Source organism: Autumnicola tepida (assembly GCF_031846485.1).
Taxonomy (GTDB): domain Bacteria; phylum Bacteroidota; class Bacteroidia; order Flavobacteriales; family Flavobacteriaceae; genus Autumnicola; species Autumnicola tepida.
Map to the genome: position 1 here is coordinate 1 of NZ_JAVRHQ010000012.1, position 21,882 is coordinate 21,882.

At 39.7% G+C, this 21,882-nt stretch carries 23 protein-coding genes; 9 read left to right on the plus strand and 14 right to left on the minus strand.

Annotated features, from left to right (window positions below; genetic code table 11):
• Both RM553_RS10785 and RM553_RS19735 read left to right on the plus strand, forming a co-directional pair.
• Positions 1 to 704, plus strand: a 704-nt coding sequence (locus RM553_RS10785) for a hypothetical protein (RefSeq protein ID WP_311534936.1), incomplete at its 5' end; no start/stop codon positions are given.
• 156 nt (positions 705 to 860) lie between these two features.
• Positions 861 to 962: a YgjP-like metallopeptidase domain-containing protein gene (locus RM553_RS19735; protein WP_432271460.1), complete on the plus strand. Its 102-nt coding sequence runs from the start codon at positions 861 to 863 to the stop codon at positions 960 to 962.
• Between the two features lie 3 nt (positions 963 to 965).
• On the opposite strand, the gene RM553_RS10790 is transcribed toward RM553_RS19735, so the two are convergent.
• The gene (locus tag RM553_RS10790; protein WP_311534937.1) at positions 966 to 1,253 is read right to left on the minus strand and encodes a hypothetical protein; all 288 of its coding nucleotides are present in this window, start codon (positions 1,251 to 1,253) and stop codon (positions 966 to 968) included.
• 253 nt (positions 1,254 to 1,506) lie between these two features.
• Between RM553_RS10790 and RM553_RS10795 the strand changes: the two genes are divergently transcribed.
• Together RM553_RS10795 and RM553_RS10800 are read left to right on the plus strand one after the other, a co-directional pair.
• Positions 1,507 to 2,121, plus strand: a complete 615-nt coding sequence (locus RM553_RS10795) for a recombinase family protein (RefSeq protein WP_311534938.1) — start codon at positions 1,507 to 1,509, stop codon at positions 2,119 to 2,121.
• Positions 2,122 to 2,308: 187 nt separating this feature from the next.
• Positions 2,309 to 2,467: a hypothetical protein gene (locus tag RM553_RS10800; RefSeq protein WP_311534939.1), complete on the plus strand. Its 159-nt coding sequence runs from the start codon at positions 2,309 to 2,311 to the stop codon at positions 2,465 to 2,467.
• A 720-nt stretch (positions 2,468 to 3,187) separates the two neighbouring features.
• On the opposite strand, the gene RM553_RS10805 is transcribed toward RM553_RS10800, so the two are convergent.
• From RM553_RS10805 to RM553_RS10865, 13 genes are all read right to left on the minus strand, one after another.
• Positions 3,188 to 4,633, minus strand: a complete 1,446-nt coding sequence (locus RM553_RS10805) for a site-specific integrase (RefSeq protein ID WP_311534940.1) — start codon at positions 4,631 to 4,633, stop codon at positions 3,188 to 3,190.
• A gap of 256 nt (positions 4,634 to 4,889) precedes the next feature.
• Positions 4,890 to 5,927 (minus strand): ACR3 family arsenite efflux transporter, encoded by a 1,038-nt coding sequence (gene arsB / locus RM553_RS10810; RefSeq protein WP_311534941.1) that lies wholly within the window; start codon positions 5,925 to 5,927, stop codon positions 4,890 to 4,892.
• A 3-nt stretch (positions 5,928 to 5,930) separates the two neighbouring features.
• Complete coding sequence (locus RM553_RS10815) at positions 5,931 to 6,617, minus strand: low molecular weight phosphatase family protein (protein ID WP_311534942.1); 687 nt, start codon at positions 6,615 to 6,617, stop codon at positions 5,931 to 5,933.
• The gene (locus RM553_RS10820) at positions 6,571 to 7,032 is read right to left on the minus strand and encodes a DUF6428 family protein (RefSeq protein ID WP_311534943.1); all 462 of its coding nucleotides are present in this window, start codon (positions 7,030 to 7,032) and stop codon (positions 6,571 to 6,573) included. Before RM553_RS10820 ends, RM553_RS10815 begins: the two co-directional genes overlap by 47 nt.
• 51 nt (positions 7,033 to 7,083) lie before the next feature.
• Positions 7,084 to 7,416 carry an ArsR/SmtB family transcription factor gene (locus tag RM553_RS10825; RefSeq protein ID WP_311534944.1) on the minus strand — a complete coding sequence of 111 codons (333 nt, stop codon included), beginning with the start codon at positions 7,414 to 7,416 and terminating at the stop codon, positions 7,084 to 7,086.
• Positions 7,417 to 7,533: 117 nt separating this feature from the next.
• Positions 7,534 to 8,766, minus strand: a complete 1,233-nt coding sequence (gene clpX / locus RM553_RS10830; RefSeq protein WP_311534945.1) for an ATP-dependent Clp protease ATP-binding subunit ClpX — start codon at positions 8,764 to 8,766, stop codon at positions 7,534 to 7,536.
• 63 nt (positions 8,767 to 8,829) lie between these two features.
• Positions 8,830 to 9,510 carry an ATP-dependent Clp endopeptidase proteolytic subunit ClpP gene (clpP, locus tag RM553_RS10835; protein WP_311534946.1) on the minus strand — a complete coding sequence of 227 codons (681 nt, stop codon included), beginning with the start codon at positions 9,508 to 9,510 and terminating at the stop codon, positions 8,830 to 8,832.
• Positions 9,511 to 9,695: 185 nt separating this feature from the next.
• Positions 9,696 to 11,018 carry a trigger factor gene (gene tig, locus RM553_RS10840; protein WP_311534947.1) on the minus strand — a complete coding sequence of 441 codons (1,323 nt, stop codon included), beginning with the start codon at positions 11,016 to 11,018 and terminating at the stop codon, positions 9,696 to 9,698.
• An 86-nt stretch (positions 11,019 to 11,104) separates the two neighbouring features.
• Positions 11,105 to 11,446 (minus strand): phage holin family protein, encoded by a 342-nt coding sequence (locus RM553_RS10845; protein ID WP_311534948.1) that lies wholly within the window; start codon positions 11,444 to 11,446, stop codon positions 11,105 to 11,107.
• 87 nt (positions 11,447 to 11,533) lie between these two features.
• Positions 11,534 to 13,138: a G-D-S-L family lipolytic protein gene (locus tag RM553_RS10850; RefSeq protein ID WP_311534949.1), complete on the minus strand. Its 1,605-nt coding sequence runs from the start codon at positions 13,136 to 13,138 to the stop codon at positions 11,534 to 11,536.
• A gap of 10 nt (positions 13,139 to 13,148) precedes the next feature.
• Positions 13,149 to 14,411 carry an OmpP1/FadL family transporter gene (locus RM553_RS10855; protein WP_311534950.1) on the minus strand — a complete coding sequence of 421 codons (1,263 nt, stop codon included), beginning with the start codon at positions 14,409 to 14,411 and terminating at the stop codon, positions 13,149 to 13,151.
• Positions 14,412 to 14,532: 121 nt separating this feature from the next.
• Entirely contained in the window at positions 14,533 to 15,294 is a 762-nt protein-coding gene (locus RM553_RS10860; protein WP_311534951.1) for an alpha/beta fold hydrolase, read from the minus strand.
• A complete protein-coding gene (locus tag RM553_RS10865) occupies positions 15,295 to 16,008 on the minus strand; it encodes a pyridoxine 5'-phosphate synthase (protein ID WP_311534952.1) in 714 nt (237 codons plus the stop codon).
• Between the two features lie 86 nt (positions 16,009 to 16,094).
• Between RM553_RS10865 and RM553_RS10870 the strand changes: the two genes are divergently transcribed.
• The 5 genes from RM553_RS10870 to RM553_RS10890 all read left to right on the plus strand — a co-directional run bounded on the left by RM553_RS10870 (position 16,095) and on the right by RM553_RS10890 (position 21,863).
• Positions 16,095 to 16,751 (plus strand): CBS domain-containing protein, encoded by a 657-nt coding sequence (locus tag RM553_RS10870; protein WP_311534953.1) that lies wholly within the window; start codon positions 16,095 to 16,097, stop codon positions 16,749 to 16,751.
• A gap of 55 nt (positions 16,752 to 16,806) precedes the next feature.
• Positions 16,807 to 17,691, plus strand: a complete 885-nt coding sequence (locus tag RM553_RS10875; protein WP_311534954.1) for an NAD kinase — start codon at positions 16,807 to 16,809, stop codon at positions 17,689 to 17,691.
• A 100-nt stretch (positions 17,692 to 17,791) separates the two neighbouring features.
• Positions 17,792 to 18,490 carry a type IX secretion system protein PorG gene (gene porG / locus RM553_RS10880; protein WP_311534955.1) on the plus strand — a complete coding sequence of 233 codons (699 nt, stop codon included), beginning with the start codon at positions 17,792 to 17,794 and terminating at the stop codon, positions 18,488 to 18,490.
• Complete coding sequence (gene uppS, locus RM553_RS10885) at positions 18,491 to 19,231, plus strand: undecaprenyl pyrophosphate synthase (RefSeq protein ID WP_311534956.1); 741 nt, start codon at positions 18,491 to 18,493, stop codon at positions 19,229 to 19,231.
• Positions 19,203 to 21,863, plus strand: coding sequence for a BamA/OMP85 family outer membrane protein (locus tag RM553_RS10890; protein ID WP_311534957.1), 2,661 nt, complete (start codon positions 19,203 to 19,205; stop codon positions 21,861 to 21,863). Before uppS ends, RM553_RS10890 begins: the two co-directional genes overlap by 29 nt.
• Positions 21,864 to 21,882 lie beyond the last annotated feature (19 nt).

Consider the following 21,882-nt stretch of genomic DNA (forward strand, 5'->3'; position numbering starts at 1 on the left):
AGATATTTCTTCTCGGTTTTTCAGTTATGCTGTTTTTATTATTTTTTTGGGTTAAGGATTTCGAGCCTTACCTCTCAATATTTCCCTTATATTTGGGAATATTTATAGTAACACTACAGTTGCCCGATTGGAGGTTTTTAAATCCAATTAAAGTAATTTTACTTTTGCCTGGGTACATTATCATTAGTTTAAAACCTATCCTAAAAAGCTTTGGTCTAATTTTCCTCGGTTTTATAGCTCCTTCTAGCCTCATCCTTTTTTTTCTTATTTTTCAAGGTCCTGAGATTATCTTCGGTTATGATTTGACAGCTTCATTAAAGATTTACATTTACCTCACGTTTCAATTTATATTTGTGATGATATATGGGGAACGATTGATATTCTTGTGGAATAAAAAACTGAGTCTGGACAAACCAATCGAAGTAAGAAAGGCTCAATTTGATTTGGTGTTATCGATAATGAATAGGGAGAGGTTTAGATTTCTCATTTATCTATCCTACTTTGTCTTTCTTATAATAACTGCATCCACTACTCTTAATAATACTCCCCTGTTAGAAGGTTACGGTTTGAATACGGCAGTTCTTCAGTCATTTGTCACTTTCCTGGCTTTCGATAGGCTCCTTTTGAACAAAAACCTATTTGTATTTGAACCACGTTTATTTATCCAGAAATTTTCTAAGGTGTTTAAAGCTATGTTTAACTAACAAGAGAGTAGTAAGTTGGGAAGATCCCTTTTATATGTTTACAACAAAGAGCAGTGGAAGTATATAATTAAGTATCTGTGTTTCTCACGTTCAAAAATTAAATATTTGTAATCTAAAGTATGTATAGAGTACCCAATTATGCATGAATAGTGTCACCTGACTCACCTTAATCATAGTTCAGCCTTTTATGAGTTGTTGGGAAAATTATATCCCAACTGGAGGGAAACTAAGGATAGATTGAAGAGGTTGATGGTTTAAACTTTATGTTAACTGTTCTATAGAATTCACATCAGCAACAAGGTATGGTGGGCCAAAGGGTTCTCCCTCTCTGGTTTTCTGTGAAACCTTGACATTAGCTTTAAATCTTGTACCTACGGGATTTTCTTCCCTTAGATGAACTGGAAATTCTACTCTAATATTAGGGTCAAAATTTTCTACAGGGCGCACTCTAGGTCTAGTGGTGCCAATATCTCTAAAAGTTTCCAACACTATATCCTCGAATTTATCCCCTATTATGAGTTGATGATTTGTTTTGTACTTCTTTGCCATAAGTCAACAGATGATTTGCAATTTTGGCAAATTTAAGATTTTTTAGAATAATGATAATAATTTCCCACCTTCAATAGAAATTAAAGAGAGCTTTAATAATGGTTTGTTCATATTTAGACTAAACCCTATTCATGTAGGGAATCAGTTTGCTCTATAATATGGTTTTACTGCTGTTATAAATGTTCATTTGATACTACCCTATTTTTGTACGATCTTTATAAATACACTATATTTGTGGAGAAAACCAACCAATATGAAAAAAGCCAGGTATAATAGAATTTCCTCTGCAAACCAAAAATTAGAACGCCAATTGGTAAGAAACCACCCAGATGAATTAATCTTTAATGATGTCATCAGTGGTTCAGTAGCTTTTTTAGAAAGGCCCAAAGGAAAGGAATTGGTGGAGGCCATCGAAAAAGGCGAAGTAAATTTCGTTTCGGTGACGGCTGTTGACCGCTTGGGAAGAAATCTAGTAGATGTGCTCCAAACATTGGAATACTTTACCAACAAGAACGTGGTGTTACGAGTAGATAATCTTGGTCTTGAAAGTATGGTTGATAATAAGACTAATCAAGTTTTTAAATTAATCCTTAGTGTTCTTGCAAATGTCGCTGAAATGGAGCGGGAAAACCTTCGAGAAAGACAACGGGAAGGTATTGCAATCGCTAAAGCCAAGGGAGTCTACAAAGGCCGTGTTCGTGGCTCATCAATGAGTAAAGAAGATTTTTTAGAAAAGCATAAATCTGTGGTAAAAGAAATTAATCAACATCCCGATTTATCAATTAGAAAATTAGCTAAGATTACTGGGGTGAGTGTGGGAACTGTCCAAAGAATCAGTAAAATTTTAAGGGAAAAGTTTCTGAGCTAGGGCAAGTTCTACTATTAATTTTTGTTAAAATTTGGGAAATTTGGAAGAATATTTCCTATTTTTCAACATATAATTGTTGATAAGAATAATTTATGCGTCCCTATCACACTATAAATTAAAAGAATAAGAGTTGTATGATACGGCTCTTTAATTTAATTTATTTTTGCACACTCGTTAGACGTAAATTATGGGAGTTTTAAAAAATAACACTTATAAAGTGAATAAAGCCGCTACCAAAATATCTGCAAGCGGCAAATCTGCTACTATGGTTATCCATAAAGCTCATGTCCTTACCAAAAGAGAAGTTGAAATGAATAGGTCCAGTGCCTATAATTATGCATTTTAACATCTATCACAATAAGTTTAAATTATTATCATTACGGTCCTAAAGGGAGTAAGGTTGTAGATGGATATGAAAGACGACTTTATTCCTTCAAATGCATGTATAATCATGCTTATATTGTGGAGGTCGAAAAGAGAGAAAATAAAATTTACGTAGTTAAATTTTATCTCAAGTCACACCGCCATTCTGACCACCGTTATTCCTTATTGCTTTCCACCGATAATAGGGATAAGGACGGAAAGCACACTGGAGCACAGAATTTCTTATTGGTCATGAATACCTTACTTATGATTAGTAAGGCATACTATAAGAAAATTCCTGATGCCTCTTTCGGTTTCATTGGCGCTCCTAAGCTATTAGAAATGGATGAAAACCTTAAATGGTGAGAATATAAATCCCGATGGCACATATAATAATACTTCCCGTTTTAGGGTGTATAAAAATTATGTGCTGAGATATTATCCTCCCAAACTTTTTGACCATATTGAATTCAAGAGCTCTAGTGGATATATAATTAGGAATAAACAAAATAAAGAACTTACGAAGGCACGAATTGAAGAATTACTATTAGAGTATGTGGGGTCCACTCATTGATTTAAGGTGGTTTTCTTCTATTCGATTTTAAGTTCGTTATGGTATTAATAAAGAAATAGCTTACAAATCTCCAAGAAATTGGTTTGACATTTCAAAATTACTCGCTACTAATCAGCACCCGTGCTTCTTCTATAATTTGTACAAATCGCAGTCTAACTTACTTACTTCATCAACAAAATCTTTCGCTTTAGATATTAAATCCCTCTTATCATAAATCTTCCGCATCGGGTTCTTAGGTTTTTTATCAGGATGTGTCATTTGGTCAACCACGTCCCTATTGACCTTTAATTCTTCCAAATTCGATATAAATGACTTTCTCCCATCATGAGCTGAAATAAGTTCATACTTAGGTCTTTTTTTGATTATCTCACCAAATTTATAGGTAGTAATTTTCTCTTCACTCATAGCATCTATACCTATTAACTCAAATAATTGTTTCAATTTCTTATTGATGGTTCCATTGGCGGGCCATTTTGGAAATACCCCGTCATAGGATTCAAGAATTTGACGAACGGGTTTTAAAAGCGGCATATAAACTTCGGTTCCTGTTTTAGCCTGCCTACTTAATATATATTTAAAATTATAACTAGTAGCAACATATAATTCTATTTGCTGTGTTGAAGTATCACTCATACTTTGATATCGCATTCCCGTAAGGCAACTGATTATAATATAGTCTTTGGCAGTTTGTAAAGAATTATCGTAACTAACATCTGCTTTAATGATTTGCTTCAATTCGGAAATGGTCACAAATATATTTTTGGAAGAATCCGCACCAGGTAATTTTAACCCTTTTTTAGTTGTATCTAACGAGGATTTGAAACCCTGCTCTTTAGCTCTATTCAACGTTTTTATAAATGCGTCCTGATATTTACGGATTGAATTTACTGAGTATCCATTTTTATTTTTGGTTTGCCTTTTACTTCTATTGGGATTATCAACTTCACGTACACCTCTGAGTATTTCATCTGTGACATCCCAAAAATTCCAATAATAATCCTCATCAAAACCATCAAAATAAATTGTTTTTCCCGTTGTGATTTGATACTCTTCCAGCAGTGTCTTTAAAGTCCTATAGGTTTTGATGGTGTTTTCTTTTATTCTGTCAACGGAATTACGCCCAGTTCCACTTTCATACCTTTTAATATCCTCTTTTAAGAATTCTAAAATCGAAACAGACATCACATCAGTTCTTTCCTTTCGCTTTAACCTGACTAACAATTCTTCTTTTAATTCTTCAGGAGTTGGCATCTTACCCTCTGAAACGTATTTAGATTCAAGTTTCCACACCTCTTCCTTGATGCGGTTCATTTTATTTTCAATGGTCCTATTGGAACGACTATATCTTTGAAATACATTCGGGTCAAACTTATATCCAGTTTCAATCCTACCGAAATTACTTGGCTTCATTTTAGCCTCCACGGCTATCCGACATGGTATGGCTCTGTTTTTCCCATTCGCCTGTTTCTTTGAATACCCATAACTTATACTAACCATGATTAACTCTTCTTCGGTTCTCTCTTTCGGGTCCTTATTTTTAGGTTCTAAATAAAATCTAAACTTAGGCGGCTTCAAATGACTGTGTTTTTTACTGTGTTTTTTCGTGGTATCAAAAGTAAAAAATTGGATAGAAATGAAATGTAGTTATTTACAATAATAGCTGCATATCAACAGTGTTTGTAAATATTTGAATCAAATTGAAAAAAAATGAAACTATAATTTAAGATTCCTGGAGGCACCACCCAAGAAACCCGTAACGATGTTGCGGGTTTTTTTGTTGATTTAATTCCTCCACAACTTTTGAGATTGATCCAATGTATGGGATTGTAATCTAATAATACCTTCTCCTTAGCAAGAATGCCACCCGCACAAGTAGAATAAGCGCGGGGACCTCGATTAGCGGCCCTACCACCCCGGCAAAGGCCTGGCCGGAATTCAAACCAAAAACCGCAATAGCCACGGCAATAGCCAGTTCAAAATTATTCCCTGCAGCGGTAAAAGAAATTGCAGCGTTTTTATCATAGTCAGCTCCCATCGCCTTACTTATAAAAAAGCCAATCAGGAACATAAAGGCAAAATAGACCAATAACGGCACCGCAATTACCAGCACATCAAAAGGGATTTCTACGATTAATTCTCCTTTTAAGGAAAACATGACAACAATAGTGAAGAGCAGAGCGATAAGCGTTAATGGCGAAATTGCAGGAAGAAATTTTTCTTCATACCATTCTCTACTTTTTATCCTAACCAGCAGGAATCTACTTAAAGTACCCGCTAAAAAAGGAATACCGAGGTAAATAGCCACACTTTCTGCAATTGTTGCTATGGAAATATTTACGATTGCTCCTTCAAAACCAAAGAGCGGGGGCAATTTTGTAATAAATAGCCAGGCATAGAAGCTGTAACCAAAAACCTGAAAGATGCTATTCAGGGCTACCAGTGCAGCACCATATTCGCTGTTTCCTTCTGCAAGATCATTCCACACCAGCACCATTGCAATGCAGCGCGCCAGGCCGATTAAAATAAGCCCCACCAGGTATTCGGGATAATCCTGAAGAAAAATCATGGCAAGCGCAAACATCAACACAGGGCCAATAACCCAATTAAGCAACAGGGAAATGGACAGAATCTTTATATTCTGCAAAACTTTAGGGAGCAAGCGGTAATTCACTTTTGCGAGGGGCGGATACATCATTAAAATCAGCCCAACCGCAATTGGCCAGTTAGTGGCACCACTACTGTAGGAATTGATTTGCGCGGGCACTGAGGGAAAAAAATACCCCAGCCCCACCCCCACAGCCATGGCCATGAAAATCCACAGCGTTAGGTATGCATTTAGAAAATTTAGCCGTTTAGCTGCTGCAGCCATAATCTAATTTTTAATTGATAAAGAAGAAAACACGTATTTCATCTCTGCCGCAATTTGCTCACTTCTTTCCTTATATTTTTGATCCTGCTCCGGAGTGTTATCAAACTCTTTTGGGTCTTCATATTTTACCGCAATCCGTTTTTCGGCTCCCGGAATAAAAGGACAGGTTTCATCTGCATGCGAACAGGTCATGACGGCCGCAAAATTCTTCTGCGGATTCACTTTATCATCATATTTTTTGGAATACATTTTTACCGGAGTTAATTCCTCAGCATAATGAACAGAGTACAGCGGGTTTTCTTCTCCTTCCGCAAAAATTTTAAAACCTGCATCCTTTATAGCTTTAACTGCCTTTTCATTAAAAGCGGTAACCTCTACTCCGCCGGAAAAAGCCTGAACAGGAATATCATAAAACTGCCCTATCGCCTGTGCCCAAATTTGCGCAAACTGGCTCCTCCTTGAATTATGGGTACAAATAAAATTGATATTTGCCACCTCGTTTCTCTCAGCTTTCTCCTTAATATACTCCACAAGAGGAGCTAAAATTTCCTTTCTTTCTTCTGAAACTGAAGAAACCTCAAGAGTTTCAATTTTTTGCTGAAGTTTCGGTAAAATTCTAATATTTGCTTCCATATCTATAGCGTTAACAGCAGCCGCTGCCGGATTCACAAGATGATGACTGTAGTTCACTCATTTTCATCTTTGGTTTCTCCTGTACACCACATTTATCTTTGGCAAGGCAATCGGTTTGTTTATTCAACAACAGAAATTCTTTACCATCAAACCCCAAATCATATTTTCCGATGGTTTCCCCCTGATATTCCACCTCAATATTCAAATTTCCCAATTCCAGCAGCTTTTCTGAAAGTTCAATAATAGAAATGAGCTTTTCAGGATGCAGCCGGTGATCATAATCACTTGCTTCCCATAATTGAAAGTTGGCTATTTCTTCCTCTCGCAGCGTTCCGCCACAGTCAATAAATCTTTTATTGATTTTGCCTATTTCCGTGACATGAAAGTGCCGGGGCACTAAATCTCCATTCGGCAGTTTGAATGCTATTTGATCAAGCTGAACCAAATGCTCTTTGATTTCTGATATTTTCATAATTTCATTTATTGTTTTATCGCAATATAGCGATGTACTATTCCAAATTTTTTAGCAACATTCTTCTGAAGCAGAAACCTGCTGGCCCAGAAAACTCTCAAACAGCTTTTTAATTTCTCCCCAGCGCACCGCATCTATACAGTAGCACACGCGGGCACCTTCGATATTTCCCTTTATGAGCCCCAGGTTTTTAAGCTCTTTTAAGTGCTGTGAAATGGTGGGTTGCGCCAGGCCGATTACTTCCACAAGATCTCCACAAACACAAGTCTGCGTTTTTATGAGGTGCTGCAGAATGGCGATTCTGGCGGGGTGACCGAAGACCCTTGAAGCCACCGCCAGTTCATTTTGATAATCGGTGAATATTTCAGACTTAGTAACTCCCATTTCCTTATGTTATATTGCAATAATACGATAAATATTGAAAAGAACAAGTATCAAACTAAAAAAAGCCATCCCTTTCAGAATGGCTTAAATCTTAGCTTTGGTTTCAGAAATGTTGTTTTAAGAAACCGCCTTTAATTTGTTGATAGTGGATTTATTCAGCTTTTCTTCAGCATATTCGGCATCTACCACCAGCTTGTTTTCATTACCTTCCGGCATTTCGAACATGGCATCGGTTAGAATAGCCTCGCAAAGCGAGCGTAATCCCCTGGCGCCAAGTTTATATTCCACAGCCTTTTCCACCACATAATCCAAAGCTTCCTCGGTCATTTCAAATTCAATATTGTCCATCTCGAAGAGCTTCTTATACTGCTTTATAATAGCATTTTTTGGCTCGGTGAGAATGGCACGAAGAGTATCCTTATCTAAAGGATTCATATAAGTTAAAGCCGGAAGACGCCCGATAATTTCAGGAATCAGACCGAAATCTTTTAAATCCTTCGGAATAATATACTTTAGCAGGTTGGTACGCTCTATAGCATCTTCTCCTTTGGAAGCGCTAAAGCCAACTGCCTGCATATTCAGCCTTTTACTGATATTCCTTTCAATTCCATCAAAAGCACCACCGGCAATAAAAAGAATATTTTCGGTATCAACTTCTATAAACTTCTGGTCCGGGTGTTTTCTTCCTCCTTTGGGCGGAACATTTACCGTGGTCCCTTCTAACAGCTTCAGCAAAGCCTGCTGAACGCCTTCCCCGGAAACATCGCGGGTGATGGATGGGTTATCGCTCTTACGGGCAATTTTATCAATTTCATCAATAAAAACAATTCCACGCTGGGCTTTATCCACATTATAATCGGCAGCCTGAAGCAAACGTGTAAGGATCCCTTCAACGTCTTCCCCTACGTATCCCGCCTCTGTTAAAACCGTAGCATCAACAATCGCGAGCGGCACATTGAGCATTCTGGCGATGGTTTTGGCGATCAAAGTTTTACCGGTACCGGTTTCCCCCACCATAATGATGTTACTCTTCTGGATTTCCACATCATCTTCAGAATTAGGCTGCAACAATCTTTTGTAGTGGTTGTACACGGCCACAGACATCACCTTTTTCGTAGCCTCCTGGCCAATAACATATTCATCCAGGAAAGCTTTAATAGCCTTTGGTTTGCTCAGCATTAAATCTGAGGAAAGCTCTTTAGCCTCTCCCTGCCGGGATTCTTCCAGTACGATCCCATGCGCCTGTTCTATACACCTGTCACATATATGCGCGTCCAGCCCGGCAATAAGCAAACTCGTTTCCGGTTTCTTTCTCCCGCAAAATGAACATTCTAAATCCTCTTTAGCCATTTTTTTGGTTTTCCTATTTGTATTTCAGGACTATAATATAAAAAAGCAATCCTGAATTCCAATTTATCCTTCTCTTTGTAATATTTCGTCAATCATTCCATAATCCTTCGCCTTATCTGCCTTCATCCAGTAATCACGGTCACTATCTTCATGCACTTTCTCGTAAGTCTGGCCGCTATGTTTGGATATAATTTTATAAAGTTCCTCCTTTAAAAGTAGGATTTCACGCGCGGTAATTTCAATATCACTGGCCTGTCCCTGAGCCCCTCCAAGAGGTTGATGAATCATCACACGGGAATGAGGCAAACCGCTTCTTTTTCCTTTTTCCCCGGCACATAAAAGCACTGCTCCCATTGATGCCGCCATTCCTGTACAAATAGTCGCAACATCTGGCTTTATGAACTGCATGGTATCATAAATTCCCAGCCCGGCATAAACGCTTCCACCCGGAGAATTGATATAAATCTGAATATCTTTAGAAGAATCTGTGCTTTCCAGAAACAACAACTGGGCCTGGATGATATTAGCAATCTGGTCACTAATTGCGGTTCCCATAAATATAATCCGGTCCATCATTAGCCTTGAAAAAACATCCATTGCCACAGCATTCATCTGGCGTTCTTCAATAATATTGGGGGTCATTCCCATTGGCGGGGTTACCGCGCTCACCAGCTTATCATAGTACATACTGTTAATCCCATGATGTTTGGTGGCATATTTTTCAAATTCTTTTCCGTAATCCATCAATTTTATTTTTTAATTCTTTCTATTAAGAAATCCATTTAAAAATATCAGCCAATAAAACTTTAAGTAGAAAAAGTTCGATTGGCCTTGCTTTAACCTGAAAACCTCAGGTTCATTTTTATTAAAAAAGGCGTTACCCCAAATGGTTTAACGCCTTAAAGATAAGTATAAATTATAAAAAAGGCCTACTCATAAATTTCTTTCACAAATTCTTCGTAAGTCACTTCTTTTTCGTTGAACTTCATATTTTCCTTATAAAATTCAAGAAGTTTCTCATTCATCAGTTGCTCAGACAAACGCTTGGCTTCATCCTGATTGGAAAGGATCCTGGCCGCAATATCGTCCAATTCTTTTTCTGAAGGATCCATTTGCCCAAACTGTGCCATTTGCGCCTTAATCTTATCTGTTGCAAAAGCTTTAAGGTCTTCAAAATTGATCTCAAGATTATTGTCTTTCATAATCTTTCCTTCAATCAACTGGTAACGAAGCCCTTTTTCGCTCTTCTCGTATTCTTCAGCCGCCTCTTCTTCCGTCATTGGTTCTTCCCCGACCGTTTGAATCCATTTCTGAAGAAATTCCTTTGGAAGGTCAAATTCCGTATTTTCAATCAGCTTTTCAGTAATATCGTTCATCAACTGCTGATCGCTTTGCTGCTGAAATTGCTTTGCTGCATCTTCCTTGATCTTTTCCTTAAGCTCTGTCACCGTTTTTACCTGATCCTTACCAAAAAGTTTATCAAATAATTCCTGGTCCAGATCTGCCAGTTCCTGATGGTTCACTTCAGTTACAGTAAATTCAACTTCTATATCAAGATCGTGGGCTTTATCGTGTTCAATTTTAAGATGCTTGATCAAGTCGTGATCATCTTCAAAAAGTCCTTTGGTGTTCAGGCTGATGGTATCCCCTGCTTTTGCACCTATAAATTTGTCAAGATTTTCTTTTCCTTTTAATTTTTCAAGCTCTACAGAAGTGTTGTTATCTATACCTTCTTCTTCATTCTTAAAGGTACCGGCAACAATATCGCCTTCTTCCGCAGTTTCCTTAGATACGAGTTTTCCGTATTGCTTTTGCATGTTTTTGATCTGGCTCTCCACCATCTCGTCATCTGCAACAATTTTATAATGAGTTACAGGTTCCTTTACATCAAGATCTACCTTAAAATCGGGAGAAAGCCCTAACTCAAATTCAAAAGTGTAATTTTCCTTATCCCAGTCAAAATTTTCCTGCTCTTTTGGCAGCGGATTCCCAAGAACATCAAGCTTTTCTTCCGTAAGGTATTTATTGAGGGCGTCCTGCAACAGTTTGTTTACCTCATCTACCAATACGGCTTTCCCGTATTGCTTCTTAACCATTCCCATAGGTACATGCCCTTTTCTAAAGCCGGGGATATTGGCATTTTTGCGGTAATCTTTTAAAATCTTATCTACTTTTTCCTGATAATCGTCTTTAGCGATATCTACTTTTACTACCGCGTTTAATTCATCAATATTCTCTCTGGTAATATTCATCTTGACTTATTATAAAAATTGGAGTGCAAAATTACACTTTTTTCGGAAGCCCGCAAAGTTTCAATTTACTGAATTTCAGCAGGCTTCTAATCTGAATCCAGAAGGGAATAAAGCAGGGATTGGAAAAGAGACAATAACAAACTGAAAATTATCGCCATAAACAATCCATCTACCGCGAAACCGGATACAAATCCATCTGCCAGCAGAATAATTATTGCGTTGATAATCAGCAGAAAAAGCCCAAGGGTGAGAATGGTCACGGGCAAGGTGAACAATATGAGCAACGGCTTCACAATAAGGTTAAGCAAAGCCAGCACCAGCGCAACGATAATGGCGGTGCCATAATTATCTACGGCCACGCCGGGCAATATTTCAGCTAAAACAAGAACGGCAACTGCAGAAAGCAGGATGCGGAGAATAAATTTCATAATTTTTGTAGCATTGGTTACCCCACAAAATTGCAAAAAAAACGCCGGATGATTATCCGGCGCTTAAACTTTGGGTGAATTTTAATATTACTGAACCTCCTGGCTCAAAGTAACCGTAGCATAATTACCGGGATTTACTTTTGGGACTTCAGCATTATACGTTTCATTTATCTCCTCTATTATGCCATTCGCGATTACAGCATAGCCACGAGGGGTAAGATGAATTCCATCCAGGGAGAATGCCCCACCGGTAACGAAAGTAGCATTAATTGTACCCGCATCATAAGGAATCCCGCCGTTTGCCAGCTGCGTTAACATGGCGTTTACGTCCAGCAGGCCAAGATCGAATTGGTTGGCAGCATTTGCTATAGCCTGATTATAAGCAGTAGTGGCAGCTTCAATAGTTTGCTGCTCTTCAGGAATTAGCACATATTGATCTTCCAGTGGAAAAGTTACTCCGTTTACAGAAAGCTGGGCTGCAGTTGTTTGATCCAACCCAAAATTCATTAACTCCTGTACTCTTTGCTGATTAATATTTCCAATTACGCCAGAGCTGGTAAGCACCAGTAGATCTTCAGCAGTAGCCTGTCTCACCTGGCCAAACTGCATCCCGTAGAGCGCAGCGGTGGCCGCATCTACAGCACCAGACTCGGTTAGCACCTTGGTTATTTGCTGGGACAAATCTGTAAGAGATTCATCTTTAACAAGTACAGGACTGGCCGCAGTTTCAGAAAAAGATATCATACGCTCCGGCACCTGCAGCGCCTGGAAAGCCTGGTTCAAACCGGCAAAAGTCGCATTTAAAGTAGGAATCTGCGGACCAAAGTCGGGATCTGCAGGGCTCAAAGGAGCGTAAGGCACGGTTGTAAAATAAGGCACCGTGGTTACATCGGGAATATTAATTAACACTCCCCCGGAAGCTGTTCCCGCAAGCGCTTCCACCATCTGTAAATATGCTCCTGCAAAAACCATAGGATCTGTAATGTCATTCATTCCGTATTCAGCAGGAGAAATTCCAGCTCCTGTTTGATCTACTCCTGTTCCCCCGGAAGTTGCATAACCAAGCACATCATTATTTCCTATCCATAAAGTAAAAAAGCTGGGGTTTTGAGCCAAAGCATCCTGTAACACCGTAGTTTCAGGCGAAGATGCAAATCTTACAAAATAAGGATTAGCTGTAGCCGGCTGGTTTGTAAGTCCACTTAAATTCCCATAATTGGGAGTGATTAAATGGTAACTTTTAGCTCCAGGAACCCCCATATTGTTAAAAGGCCCTTCCATAACGGCAGAAACTTCTGTGGTAGGATCTGCCCCGCGGTATCGCTGCGGACTGGGGTTTCTTTCTTCATCAAACGCCAGTACAAGACGCGTATCAAAACCTGGTATAGGTTGTCCTGCTGCCAGTAAACCACCTGCATTATCATTTACCAAGGGCTGCCGAAATTCCTCAATATCCTGAACTACAGAAAACTGTTGCGACAGAATATTGGGATATGAATTCTTTTGTCCGCTAAGATATAAGGAACCATCAGCATAACCTGCGGTTAAGGAATTCCCAAGGGCGACATAGTTTGAAAAATCTGCCTCACCATTGCTGTAAAACCCCTGTTCATCTATTGGATTTTCTAATTCCGGCTCACAGGCCACCATTCCTAAAGCCAGAATCGCGATATATTTAAAATAATTCTTCATTTTGCTGTAATTAAATTTTGATAGTTAGTCCGAGTCCCGGCACAAAAGCAGAGGATTTATAAGTTCCACCAAAAGGCACCTCCACGCGTGCTTCTCCTTCTCCTTCAGCATAATGATTATAGCTTTCGTCTATCTCCTTAAACCTGCTGTAAAGGAAGGAAGCATCAATCGCAAACATATCATTGATCTTTACAGATAAACCACCTGTAAAATTGTTGGAATCATTACGGGGGGTTTCAGGAGCAAAATAACCGGATTGCACAGGAGATTCATCAAAATAATAACCGGCACGAAGTGTGAATGTTTCATTCGCCACATATTGAAGACCAAATCTGTAAATTGAAGCATCCTCATAATTCCGCGGGTTGTAGGAATCCGGAATGTCTGGATTTGCGAAATCAATATCCAAAGATTCGTAAACGCCCCAATAAGTACGATTGTAATCAAAAGCCACGGTCCATTTATCCAGGAAGTGGTATGAGGCACCAACGGTTAATTCGGCAGGCATTGGTAAAGACGCGTCAAATTGGGTATCTTCAAAGGGAGTTTGAGGAGAATTAGGAACATTTTGGAAATCGGCATCCCCATTTTCAGCTTCTAAAATAACTTCGGAACGATAGTTAACACCAAACCTAAGGTTCTCGGTAGGACTGTACATTCCTCCCAGGGACCAGCCCCAGGCATTTACGCCAGAAGCATCCACAGTTACGTTTGAACGCTCTCCTTCAATATTTGTTAAATTACGGGAAAGATTCCTGTTGAAATTTACTGCTCCCGTCACAAAAATAGGACCTCCGCCAATGCTAAGCTTATCGGAAATCTTAACAGAAGCAAGGGGCTGAATATAAATTGCCTGAAGATCTATATTATTTACCAAATGGGAGCCTGCCCAATCCTCCGGCCATTCCACAGAACTTCCGTAGGGAGTGTAGGCACTTAACCCAAGGCTAAGCCAGTCATTAGCCTTATATGAAAAATAAGCATAAAATGGTGTTCCCACAGGGCTATCGGTTTGTGCCATCTGCCCAAATTCTTCATTTTGCCAGGTAACATCAGAAAAAACCGCACTTACACCAACTGCCGCATTAATTTTATTTTCCAGATACACCAGGCCCGCGGGGTTAAAAAAAGCGAGTTCAGCATTGTTAACCAAAGCCACCCCTGTGTGGCCCATTGCCAGCGAGCGCTGGCCCTGAAGGCTCACCCGGTAACCGCCCGCATAAATCACACAAGAAGCCAACCCGCAAAGCGCGAGCAAGATTATTTTTTTCATAGTTTAGATTGGGTTAAATTTTATATACTTTAGAATTCACCCGTCAAAATTAAAAGAAATTTAATATTGACCAAGATTTCCTACAGTTTTATTATGCATACATAATAAATTTAACAATTATCTAAACAAAGTCTTTTACAGCATTAAAAAATTCTTTCCTTTTCTCTGCATGCACCCAATGCCCTGCTCCAGGAATGCTAACCATCTCTGCCTTGGAAAACTGATCTTTTATTCCTGCCCAGTCTTCTTCTTTTATGTAACCTGACTTTTCTCCTTTTATAAAGAGCGTGGGTTTATCATAAACATATTGAGCAGGAAGGGCCGCTCCAATATCTTCAATATTGTCTTTTAATGAATTTAAATTCAGTTTCAGGGCAAGTTTTTCCTTAGTTTTCCAGTACAGGTTTTTCAGCAAAAAAAGCCTCGTTCCTGTATCTGGTACAAATTTTTTAAGAAAATCTTCTGCTTCCCCACGGGAGGCAAGTTTGGCTTCATCTAAGGCGGTTAACCCGGCCAAAATATCCTGATGGTGCGGCGCATAATATTTTGGAGCAATGTCTACCACTATTAACTTACGTACCAGCTCGGGATGCAGCACGGCAGTTAACATGGCAGTTTTACCCCCCATAGAATGTCCCATAAGAATAATGTCTTTAAGATTTTTAGTTTTGCAATATTCCACTATATCTTCCGCCAGCAGGTTGTAATTGAAGTCATCGGTATGCGGGCTTTTTCCATGATTACGCTGGTCTATAAGGTGAACCTTGTATCCCGCATCTGCAAACTGTTTCCCCAGCGTTTTCCAGTTATCGCTCATACCCAGGAACCCATGCAGGATTAAAAACGGCTTTCCTTCGCCAAGAATTTTTGAATGTAATTCCATCTATTTCAGCAATTTTAAATATTCCCCTATTGTCTTTTCCATCCCGAGGTAAAGGGCTTCAGAGATAAGCGCGTGGCCTATCGAAACCTCCTCAAGGTGTGGCACCTGTTCTTTAAAGTAACCAATATTGTCCAAAGAAAGGTCATGGCCGGCATTCACCTTCATTCCTAAATCATCAGCGATTTTTGCACATTCAGCGTAAGCCTTTACCGCATTTTTATCTCCATTGGCATAAGCCTTCGCGTAAGCTTCAGTATAAAGTTCAATCCTGTCTGTACCGGTTTCAACTGCGGCTTTAACCATATCGGGATTAGGATCTACAAAAATGGAACTTCGAATGCCATTCTGCTTAAATCCAGAGATCACTTCCTTTAGAAAGTCCCTGTACCTTATGGTATCCCAACCGGCATTAGAGGTAATGGCATCTTCATCATCCGGCACCAGTGTTACCTGGGCAGGCTTCACCTGTAAAACGAGGTTTACGAATTTTGTAATTGGATTTCCTTCAATATTAAACTCGGTAGTAAGCACAGGGCTAAGGTCCAGCACATCCTGGTAGGTGATATGCCGCTCATCTGGCCGCGGGTGTACAGTGATTCCTTCAGCGCCAAAAGTCTCTATATCTTTCGCCATTTGCACCACATCTGGAATATTGCCCCCGCGCGCATTCCTGAGGGTTGCAATTTTATTGATATTTACGCTTAACTTAGTCATATTTATCGCTTTTAGTAGCAAAAATACAAAGTTGCCCCTGCCTTATTGAATATTATTTTGATTAATTTGCAGAAAAAGGAGCACTTATGAGTATGGAGGAAAATATTTTAAATGACATCGCAATTCTGGACCTTTCTGATAATATAGGAGAAACCCAGGACCTGTTTAACAATCTTACTTACACTCATCTTCCTGTTGAAAAAGACGGAATCTACATTGGGTGTATTTCAGAAAACGACATACGTTGTTTTGATACAGAAAAATCACTGGAAGATTACCAGTATTCCCTGGAAGGCTTCTATGTGAGAGAAACAGCTTACTGGCTGGACATCCTGGAAGCCTTTGCTCAAAATGACACTAATTTGCTTCCGGTTTTAGATGAAGAAAACAAATATTGCGGCTATTTGGAAATTAATGACATCATTAGCCTTTTTAATGAAACTCCTTTTTTAAATGAATCGGGAAACATCCTTGTGGTGGCCAAAGGATTTAAAGATTATTCCTTTAGTGAAGTAAGCCAGATCGTGGAGTCCAATAATGGCCATATTTTGGGCGCTTTTATTTCGAAGATAGAAAATGATATTGCTGAAATTACGATCAAGACCAGTCCTATGGGCATGAATTCCATTATACAGGCCTTCAGGCGTTATGGTTACAACATTATTTCTGAACATCAGGAAGATACTTTCCAGAGAAATATAAAGGACAGGTCGAAATACTTAGACAAATATCTGAATATTTAATCTGCGGAAAATTTTTTCGGCCAAACCATAAAGACAAATCAATAAAAAAGGGTAGATGAAAATAGGGATTTACGGACAGTTTTATCATGCCAATGCAGGAAAATACATAGGGCAGCTTCTGGAATTGCTTGACAGGGAGAATATTGAAGTAATTATTGAAGAAAACTTTCTTGATCTCATTAATAAGAATGAAACCATCACCAAAGAATACAACCATTTTCGCACTTTCGAGGAACTGGACAATTCTTACGACCTGTTTTTTTGCATAGGCGGGGATGGCACCATTCTTAAGTCCATAAACTACATAAGAAATCTTGACATCCCAATTCTGGGGATAAACACCGGTAGATTAGGTTTTCTCGCCACTATTCAAAAAGAGGAAATTGAAACCACCATCCACAGCATTCTTAAAAAAGAATATAGTGTTTCTGAAAGAAGCCTCCTGCAAATTTCCACTAATCCTGATAATGGCGACGGCCTTTTTGGGCATGTAGCCCTAAATGAAATTGCCGTAAGCCGCAAGAACACCACTTCTATGATTACAGTAGATACCTGGCTGGACGACCAGTATCTTACCTCTTACTGGGCAGATGGGGTTATAATCTCCACCCCTACCGGCTCCACAGGTTATTCCTTAAGCTGCGGCGGCCCGGTTATAACTCCAAACGTGAGTTCCCTGATAATCACACCCATCGCGCCTCATAACCTTAATGCGCGCCCATTGGTAATAAAGGACAACACAAAAATAAAGATGAAGGTTTCGGGAAGGGAAAAATCTTACCTGGTCTCTATGGATTCCCGCATTGCCACTTTAACCAACGAGACAGAGATCACCATAGAAAAAGCACCTTACGCTATTAAAATTGTGGAATTGCATGGCGACAGCTTTTTAAAAACACTTCGTAAAAAGCTGCTTTGGGGAGAAGATAAGCGCAACTAAGCAATAAAAAGTTTCAAATTGTGTTAATGACTATGTACAAAAATGCTCAAATTATTGTGGAGCAAACATAATTGTTATATTTGCAAACTTTTAAAAACCTATGAAGCACCTACTTGCTTTTGTCTTTATGGTAATTGCCACCACCTCCTATTCCCAAACTTTTGAGGTTGGGCCCTTTATTGGTGGTGCCAATTACATAGGAGATGTAGGGAAATCTAACTTTATAAATCCCAACACTTTGGTAGGAGGAGCATTATTTAAATGGAACAGAAGCCCCAGGCATTCCTGGAGACTCTCCCTGTTATATGCACAAATAGCCGCAGATGATGCCAATTCTAACGACACCAGGAGACAACAGCGTGGTTATTCTTTTGAAAATTCCATTGCGGAAGCTTCTTTGGGAATAGAATTTAACTTCTTCGAATTTGATCTTCATGCAGGGACACCTCAAAATTCCCCATATATCTATACCGGTCTAACCTATTTTAGGGCCGACCATATGTACCTTAAAAACGGCCGCGCAGGCAACCTTGTAAATGAAGGTTCGAACTGGGAATTTGCCATTCCCATGGTGTTCGGCTATAAAGAAACCATCACTGAACATATTGTGGGAGCATTAGAAATTGGTGCACGCTATACCTTTACAGACAACCTGGACGGCAGCTGGCCGGAAGAATTATTGGGAAGAAGAGATCCTCCTATTGAATTTGGGAACAGGAATACCTCAGATTGGTACGTTTTTACAGGTGTAAGCCTGACATTTAACTTTGGAAGAAAACCTTGTTATTGCAATTTATAGATGGCCTTTAAAGAGAAAATAAACACCAAAAAATTACCCAGGCACATTGCTGTGATCATGGATGGTAATGGTCGTTGGGCCAAACAAAAAGGGTTTCTTAGAGCTGTAGGACATGAAGAAGGCACTACCGCGGTAAGGGATGTGGTAGAAGGTTGTGCCGAGATAGGAGTTGAAAACCTTAGCCTTTACGCCTTTTCTACTGAAAACTGGAACCGCCCTAAGCTGGAGGTGGACACCCTAATGAGGCTCCTGGTATCTTCCCTGCGGAAAGAAATAAAGACCCTTCAGGACAATAATATCCGCCTGAACGCGATAGGTAACCTGGAAACCCTTCCGAAGAAAGCCCGGAAAGAACTGAAAGAAGTCATAGAAAAAACAGCTTCCAATAAAAGGATGGTGCTTACCCTTGCGCTAAGCTACGGGTCCCGGGAAGAGTTAACCCATTGCGTTAAATCCATTAGCGATAAAGTTAAAAATAAGGAATTATCTATTGATGCTATTGATGAATCGGTTATTAATGAGCATCTTTACACCCGCAATTTACCAGATGTGGATCTGCTAATTAGAACAAGCGGGGAGCAGCGTATAAGCAATTTCCTGCTATGGCAAATTGCTTATGCCGAATTATATTTTACAAGCATTTTATGGCCAGATTTTAGAAAAGAAAACCTTTTTGAAGCCATTTACAATTATCAAAACAGAGAACGAAGATTTGGAAAAACTAGTGAGCAACTCGGTTAATGCATTCACCATAAACAGGGCCCTGGCTCTTTTAGCATTCATTTTTACACTCAGCATACCCACACAAGCTCAGGATTTACCTCTTGCCAATGGCGAAAAATATGTAATTGGCGATATAACAGTTACCGGAAACACCTCTTTTAACGAGCAGACCATCATCGCTTACACCGGCCTAAGGGAAGGGGAAGAAATTTATATCCCCGGGCAGCGCTTAAGTAAAATTGTACAAAAGCTTTGGGATATCGGCAGCTTTAGCGATATCAATTTTTACATCACCAATGTTGAAGGAAATGTTGCAGATCTTGAACTTGAAGTTCAGGAAGTTCCACAATTGGCCAATGCCCGCATCCAGGGGATTAAAAAGAAAAGGGAAAAGGAAGAACTCGTTTCAGAAAACAACCTTACCACCGGCACCAAGGTCACCGAGAATCTTGTTACCACTACCAAAAACTACATAGAAAATAAGTACAAAAAAGAAGGTTATTTAAATACAAAGGTAGCCATAAACACCATTCCTGTTGAAGACAGCACCAATGCAAACAAGGTGAATATGGTAGTGAATGTAGACCGGGGGGACCGGGTAAAAATAGATGAAATTGAGTTTACAGGAAACGAAGAATTTTCAGACGCCAAGCTAAGGCGCAATATGAAAAACACCAAACAGAAGAATTTATTCCGCTTCTGGAAAAGGTCAAAATTCGTAAGGGACGATTACCAGGAAGACAAGGTTTCTGTGATAGATAAATATAAAGAAAGTGGTTTCAGGGACGCCAGAATTGTTTCAGACACGCTTATTAAAAAAGATGATGGAGACATTGCCCTGGAACTTGAAGTTGAAGAAGGAGATCGCTATTACATAGGTGACATTGAATTTATAGGAAACAGCGTTTATACCGATGAACAGCTGGCAAGGATCTTCGGAATAAAAAAAGGAGATGTTTATAACGGAGTATTGCTGGATAAAAGGATAATGGACAACACCAAACCTGATGCACAGGATTTAACCAACCTTTACCAGAACAACGGCTATCTTTTCTCTAATATTAACCTGGTGGAAACCAATGTTGAAAATGATACCATAGATTTTGAAGTAAGGATCACCGAAGGAAAAGAAGCTTATTTTGATGAAATCCGCGTAACCGGAAATGACCGTACAAAAGATCATGTGATTTACAGGGAACTGCTGACCAAGCCCGGCCAGAAATACAGCAAAGCCAATGTTATTGCCACTATAAGGGAATTAGGCCAGCTTGGCTTTTTTGACGCGGAACAACTGGAACCACAGTTTATAGATCCAAATCCAAATACAGGGACACTGGACCTGGAATATTCTGTAGTGGAATCGGGCGCGAGCCAGATTGAGCTGCAGGGAGGTTACGGTGGAGGTGGCTTTATTGGTACCCTGGGCCTATCTTTTAATAACTTCTCTTTAAGCGGAATTTTTGATAAAGACGCTTACAGACCCGTGCCTATGGGAGACGGGCAAAGCCTGTCTTTAAGAGCGCAGGCCAGTACATATTACCAAACTTACAGCCTTTCTTTTCGCGAACCCTGGCTGGGAGGCGTAAAACCAGTCAGTTTTTCAACTTCCTTTAGCTACACCCGCCAATTCCTTTTTGATTATGTAAACAGGGAAGCTGACAAAGACCGGAGTTTTGATATCCTTGGAGTAAGCGTGGGACTGGCAAAGCGCCTTAGCGTACCAGACAGGTACATGACTGTATCCCACGCCGTTGGTTTCCAGAGATATGAACTTAATAATTACAACACCGGATTGTTTACTTTTGGAGACGGTTATTCTAACAACCTTACCTACACCTTTGGCTTAACGAGGGATAATACTTATACCAATCCTGTATTCCCAATAGGAGGTTCTCAATTTCGTTTAACTGCCAAATTTACACCTCCTTACTCCTTGTGGAATGGAGTTGATTATGAAAATTTAGGAGAGCAAAGGGAATTCCAACTGGAAGACGAAAACGGTAATCTTATTGACCAAACCGGGGCAAGGGTAAGCCCGGAAAATGCAGTTCCGGACCAGAGTAAAATAGACCAGGAAAAATTCAAGTGGCTTGAATTCTATAAGGTGAAATTCAACGGAACCTGGTACACTACTTTAGCAAATTTCGGCACCAATAAAAATCTTGTGCTTCGCACCAACGCCGAATATGGTTTCCTTGGTGCTTATAATAATGATCGTGGCGTGCCTCCTTTTGAACGTTTTTACCTTGGAGGAGACGGCCTTGGCGCTTACAGTCTTGACGGTAGGGAAACCATCCAGTTAAGAGGTTATCCAAACCAGTCTGTTGTGCCAATAGACAGGGCTACAGGAGCGACCGATGACGGGGCAACGATCTACAACAAATATTCCCTGGAACTACGGTTCCCGATTACTCTTAAACAATCGGCGTCTATCTATGCATTGTCCTTTTTAGAAGGAGGAGCTTCTTATGACAATTTCAGGGATTTTAACCCATTTCAGCTTAACAGATCGGCCGGGGCCGGAATAAGGATTTTTATGCCGATGTTTGGATTATTGGGAATTGACTTTGGATATGGATTTGATCCAATTGTAGGCCAACCAGGGCCTAATGGATGGGAAACCCACTTTATCCTGAACCAGCAATTTTAATTTGGCACGGTATTTTCTA

Coding starts and splice junctions, on each gene's coding strand:
- RM553_RS10865 (WP_311534952.1), bottom strand. CDS start 16,008: ATGACTAAGTTAAGCGTAAATATCAATAAAATTGCAACCCTCAGGAAT.
- RM553_RS10800 (WP_311534939.1), top strand. CDS start 2,309: ATGGGAGTTTTAAAAAATAACACTTATAAAGTGAATAAAGCCGCTACC.
- RM553_RS10875 (WP_311534954.1), top strand. CDS start 16,807: ATGAAAATAGGGATTTACGGACAGTTTTATCATGCCAATGCAGGAAAA.
- porG (WP_311534955.1), top strand. CDS start 17,792: ATGAAGCACCTACTTGCTTTTGTCTTTATGGTAATTGCCACCACCTCC.
- uppS (WP_311534956.1), top strand. CDS start 18,491: ATGGCCTTTAAAGAGAAAATAAACACCAAAAAATTACCCAGGCACATT.
- RM553_RS10795 (WP_311534938.1), top strand. CDS start 1,507: ATGAAAAAAGCCAGGTATAATAGAATTTCCTCTGCAAACCAAAAATTA.
- tig (WP_311534947.1), bottom strand. CDS start 11,018: ATGAATATTACCAGAGAGAATATTGATGAATTAAACGCGGTAGTAAAA.
- clpP (WP_311534946.1), bottom strand. CDS start 9,510: ATGGATTACGGAAAAGAATTTGAAAAATATGCCACCAAACATCATGGG.
- RM553_RS10870 (WP_311534953.1), top strand. CDS start 16,095: ATGAGTATGGAGGAAAATATTTTAAATGACATCGCAATTCTGGACCTT.
- RM553_RS10855 (WP_311534950.1), bottom strand. CDS start 14,411: ATGAAAAAAATAATCTTGCTCGCGCTTTGCGGGTTGGCTTCTTGTGTG.
- RM553_RS10860 (WP_311534951.1), bottom strand. CDS start 15,294: ATGGAATTACATTCAAAAATTCTTGGCGAAGGAAAGCCGTTTTTAATC.
- RM553_RS10850 (WP_311534949.1), bottom strand. CDS start 13,138: ATGAAGAATTATTTTAAATATATCGCGATTCTGGCTTTAGGAATGGTG.
- arsB (WP_311534941.1), bottom strand. CDS start 5,927: ATGGCTGCAGCAGCTAAACGGCTAAATTTTCTAAATGCATACCTAACG.
- RM553_RS10820 (WP_311534943.1), bottom strand. CDS start 7,032: ATGAAAATATCAGAAATCAAAGAGCATTTGGTTCAGCTTGATCAAATA.
- clpX (WP_311534945.1), bottom strand. CDS start 8,766: ATGGCTAAAGAGGATTTAGAATGTTCATTTTGCGGGAGAAAGAAACCG.
- RM553_RS10825 (WP_311534944.1), bottom strand. CDS start 7,416: ATGGGAGTTACTAAGTCTGAAATATTCACCGATTATCAAAATGAACTG.
- RM553_RS10790 (WP_311534937.1), bottom strand. CDS start 1,253: ATGGCAAAGAAGTACAAAACAAATCATCAACTCATAATAGGGGATAAA.
- RM553_RS10845 (WP_311534948.1), bottom strand. CDS start 11,446: ATGAAATTTATTCTCCGCATCCTGCTTTCTGCAGTTGCCGTTCTTGTT.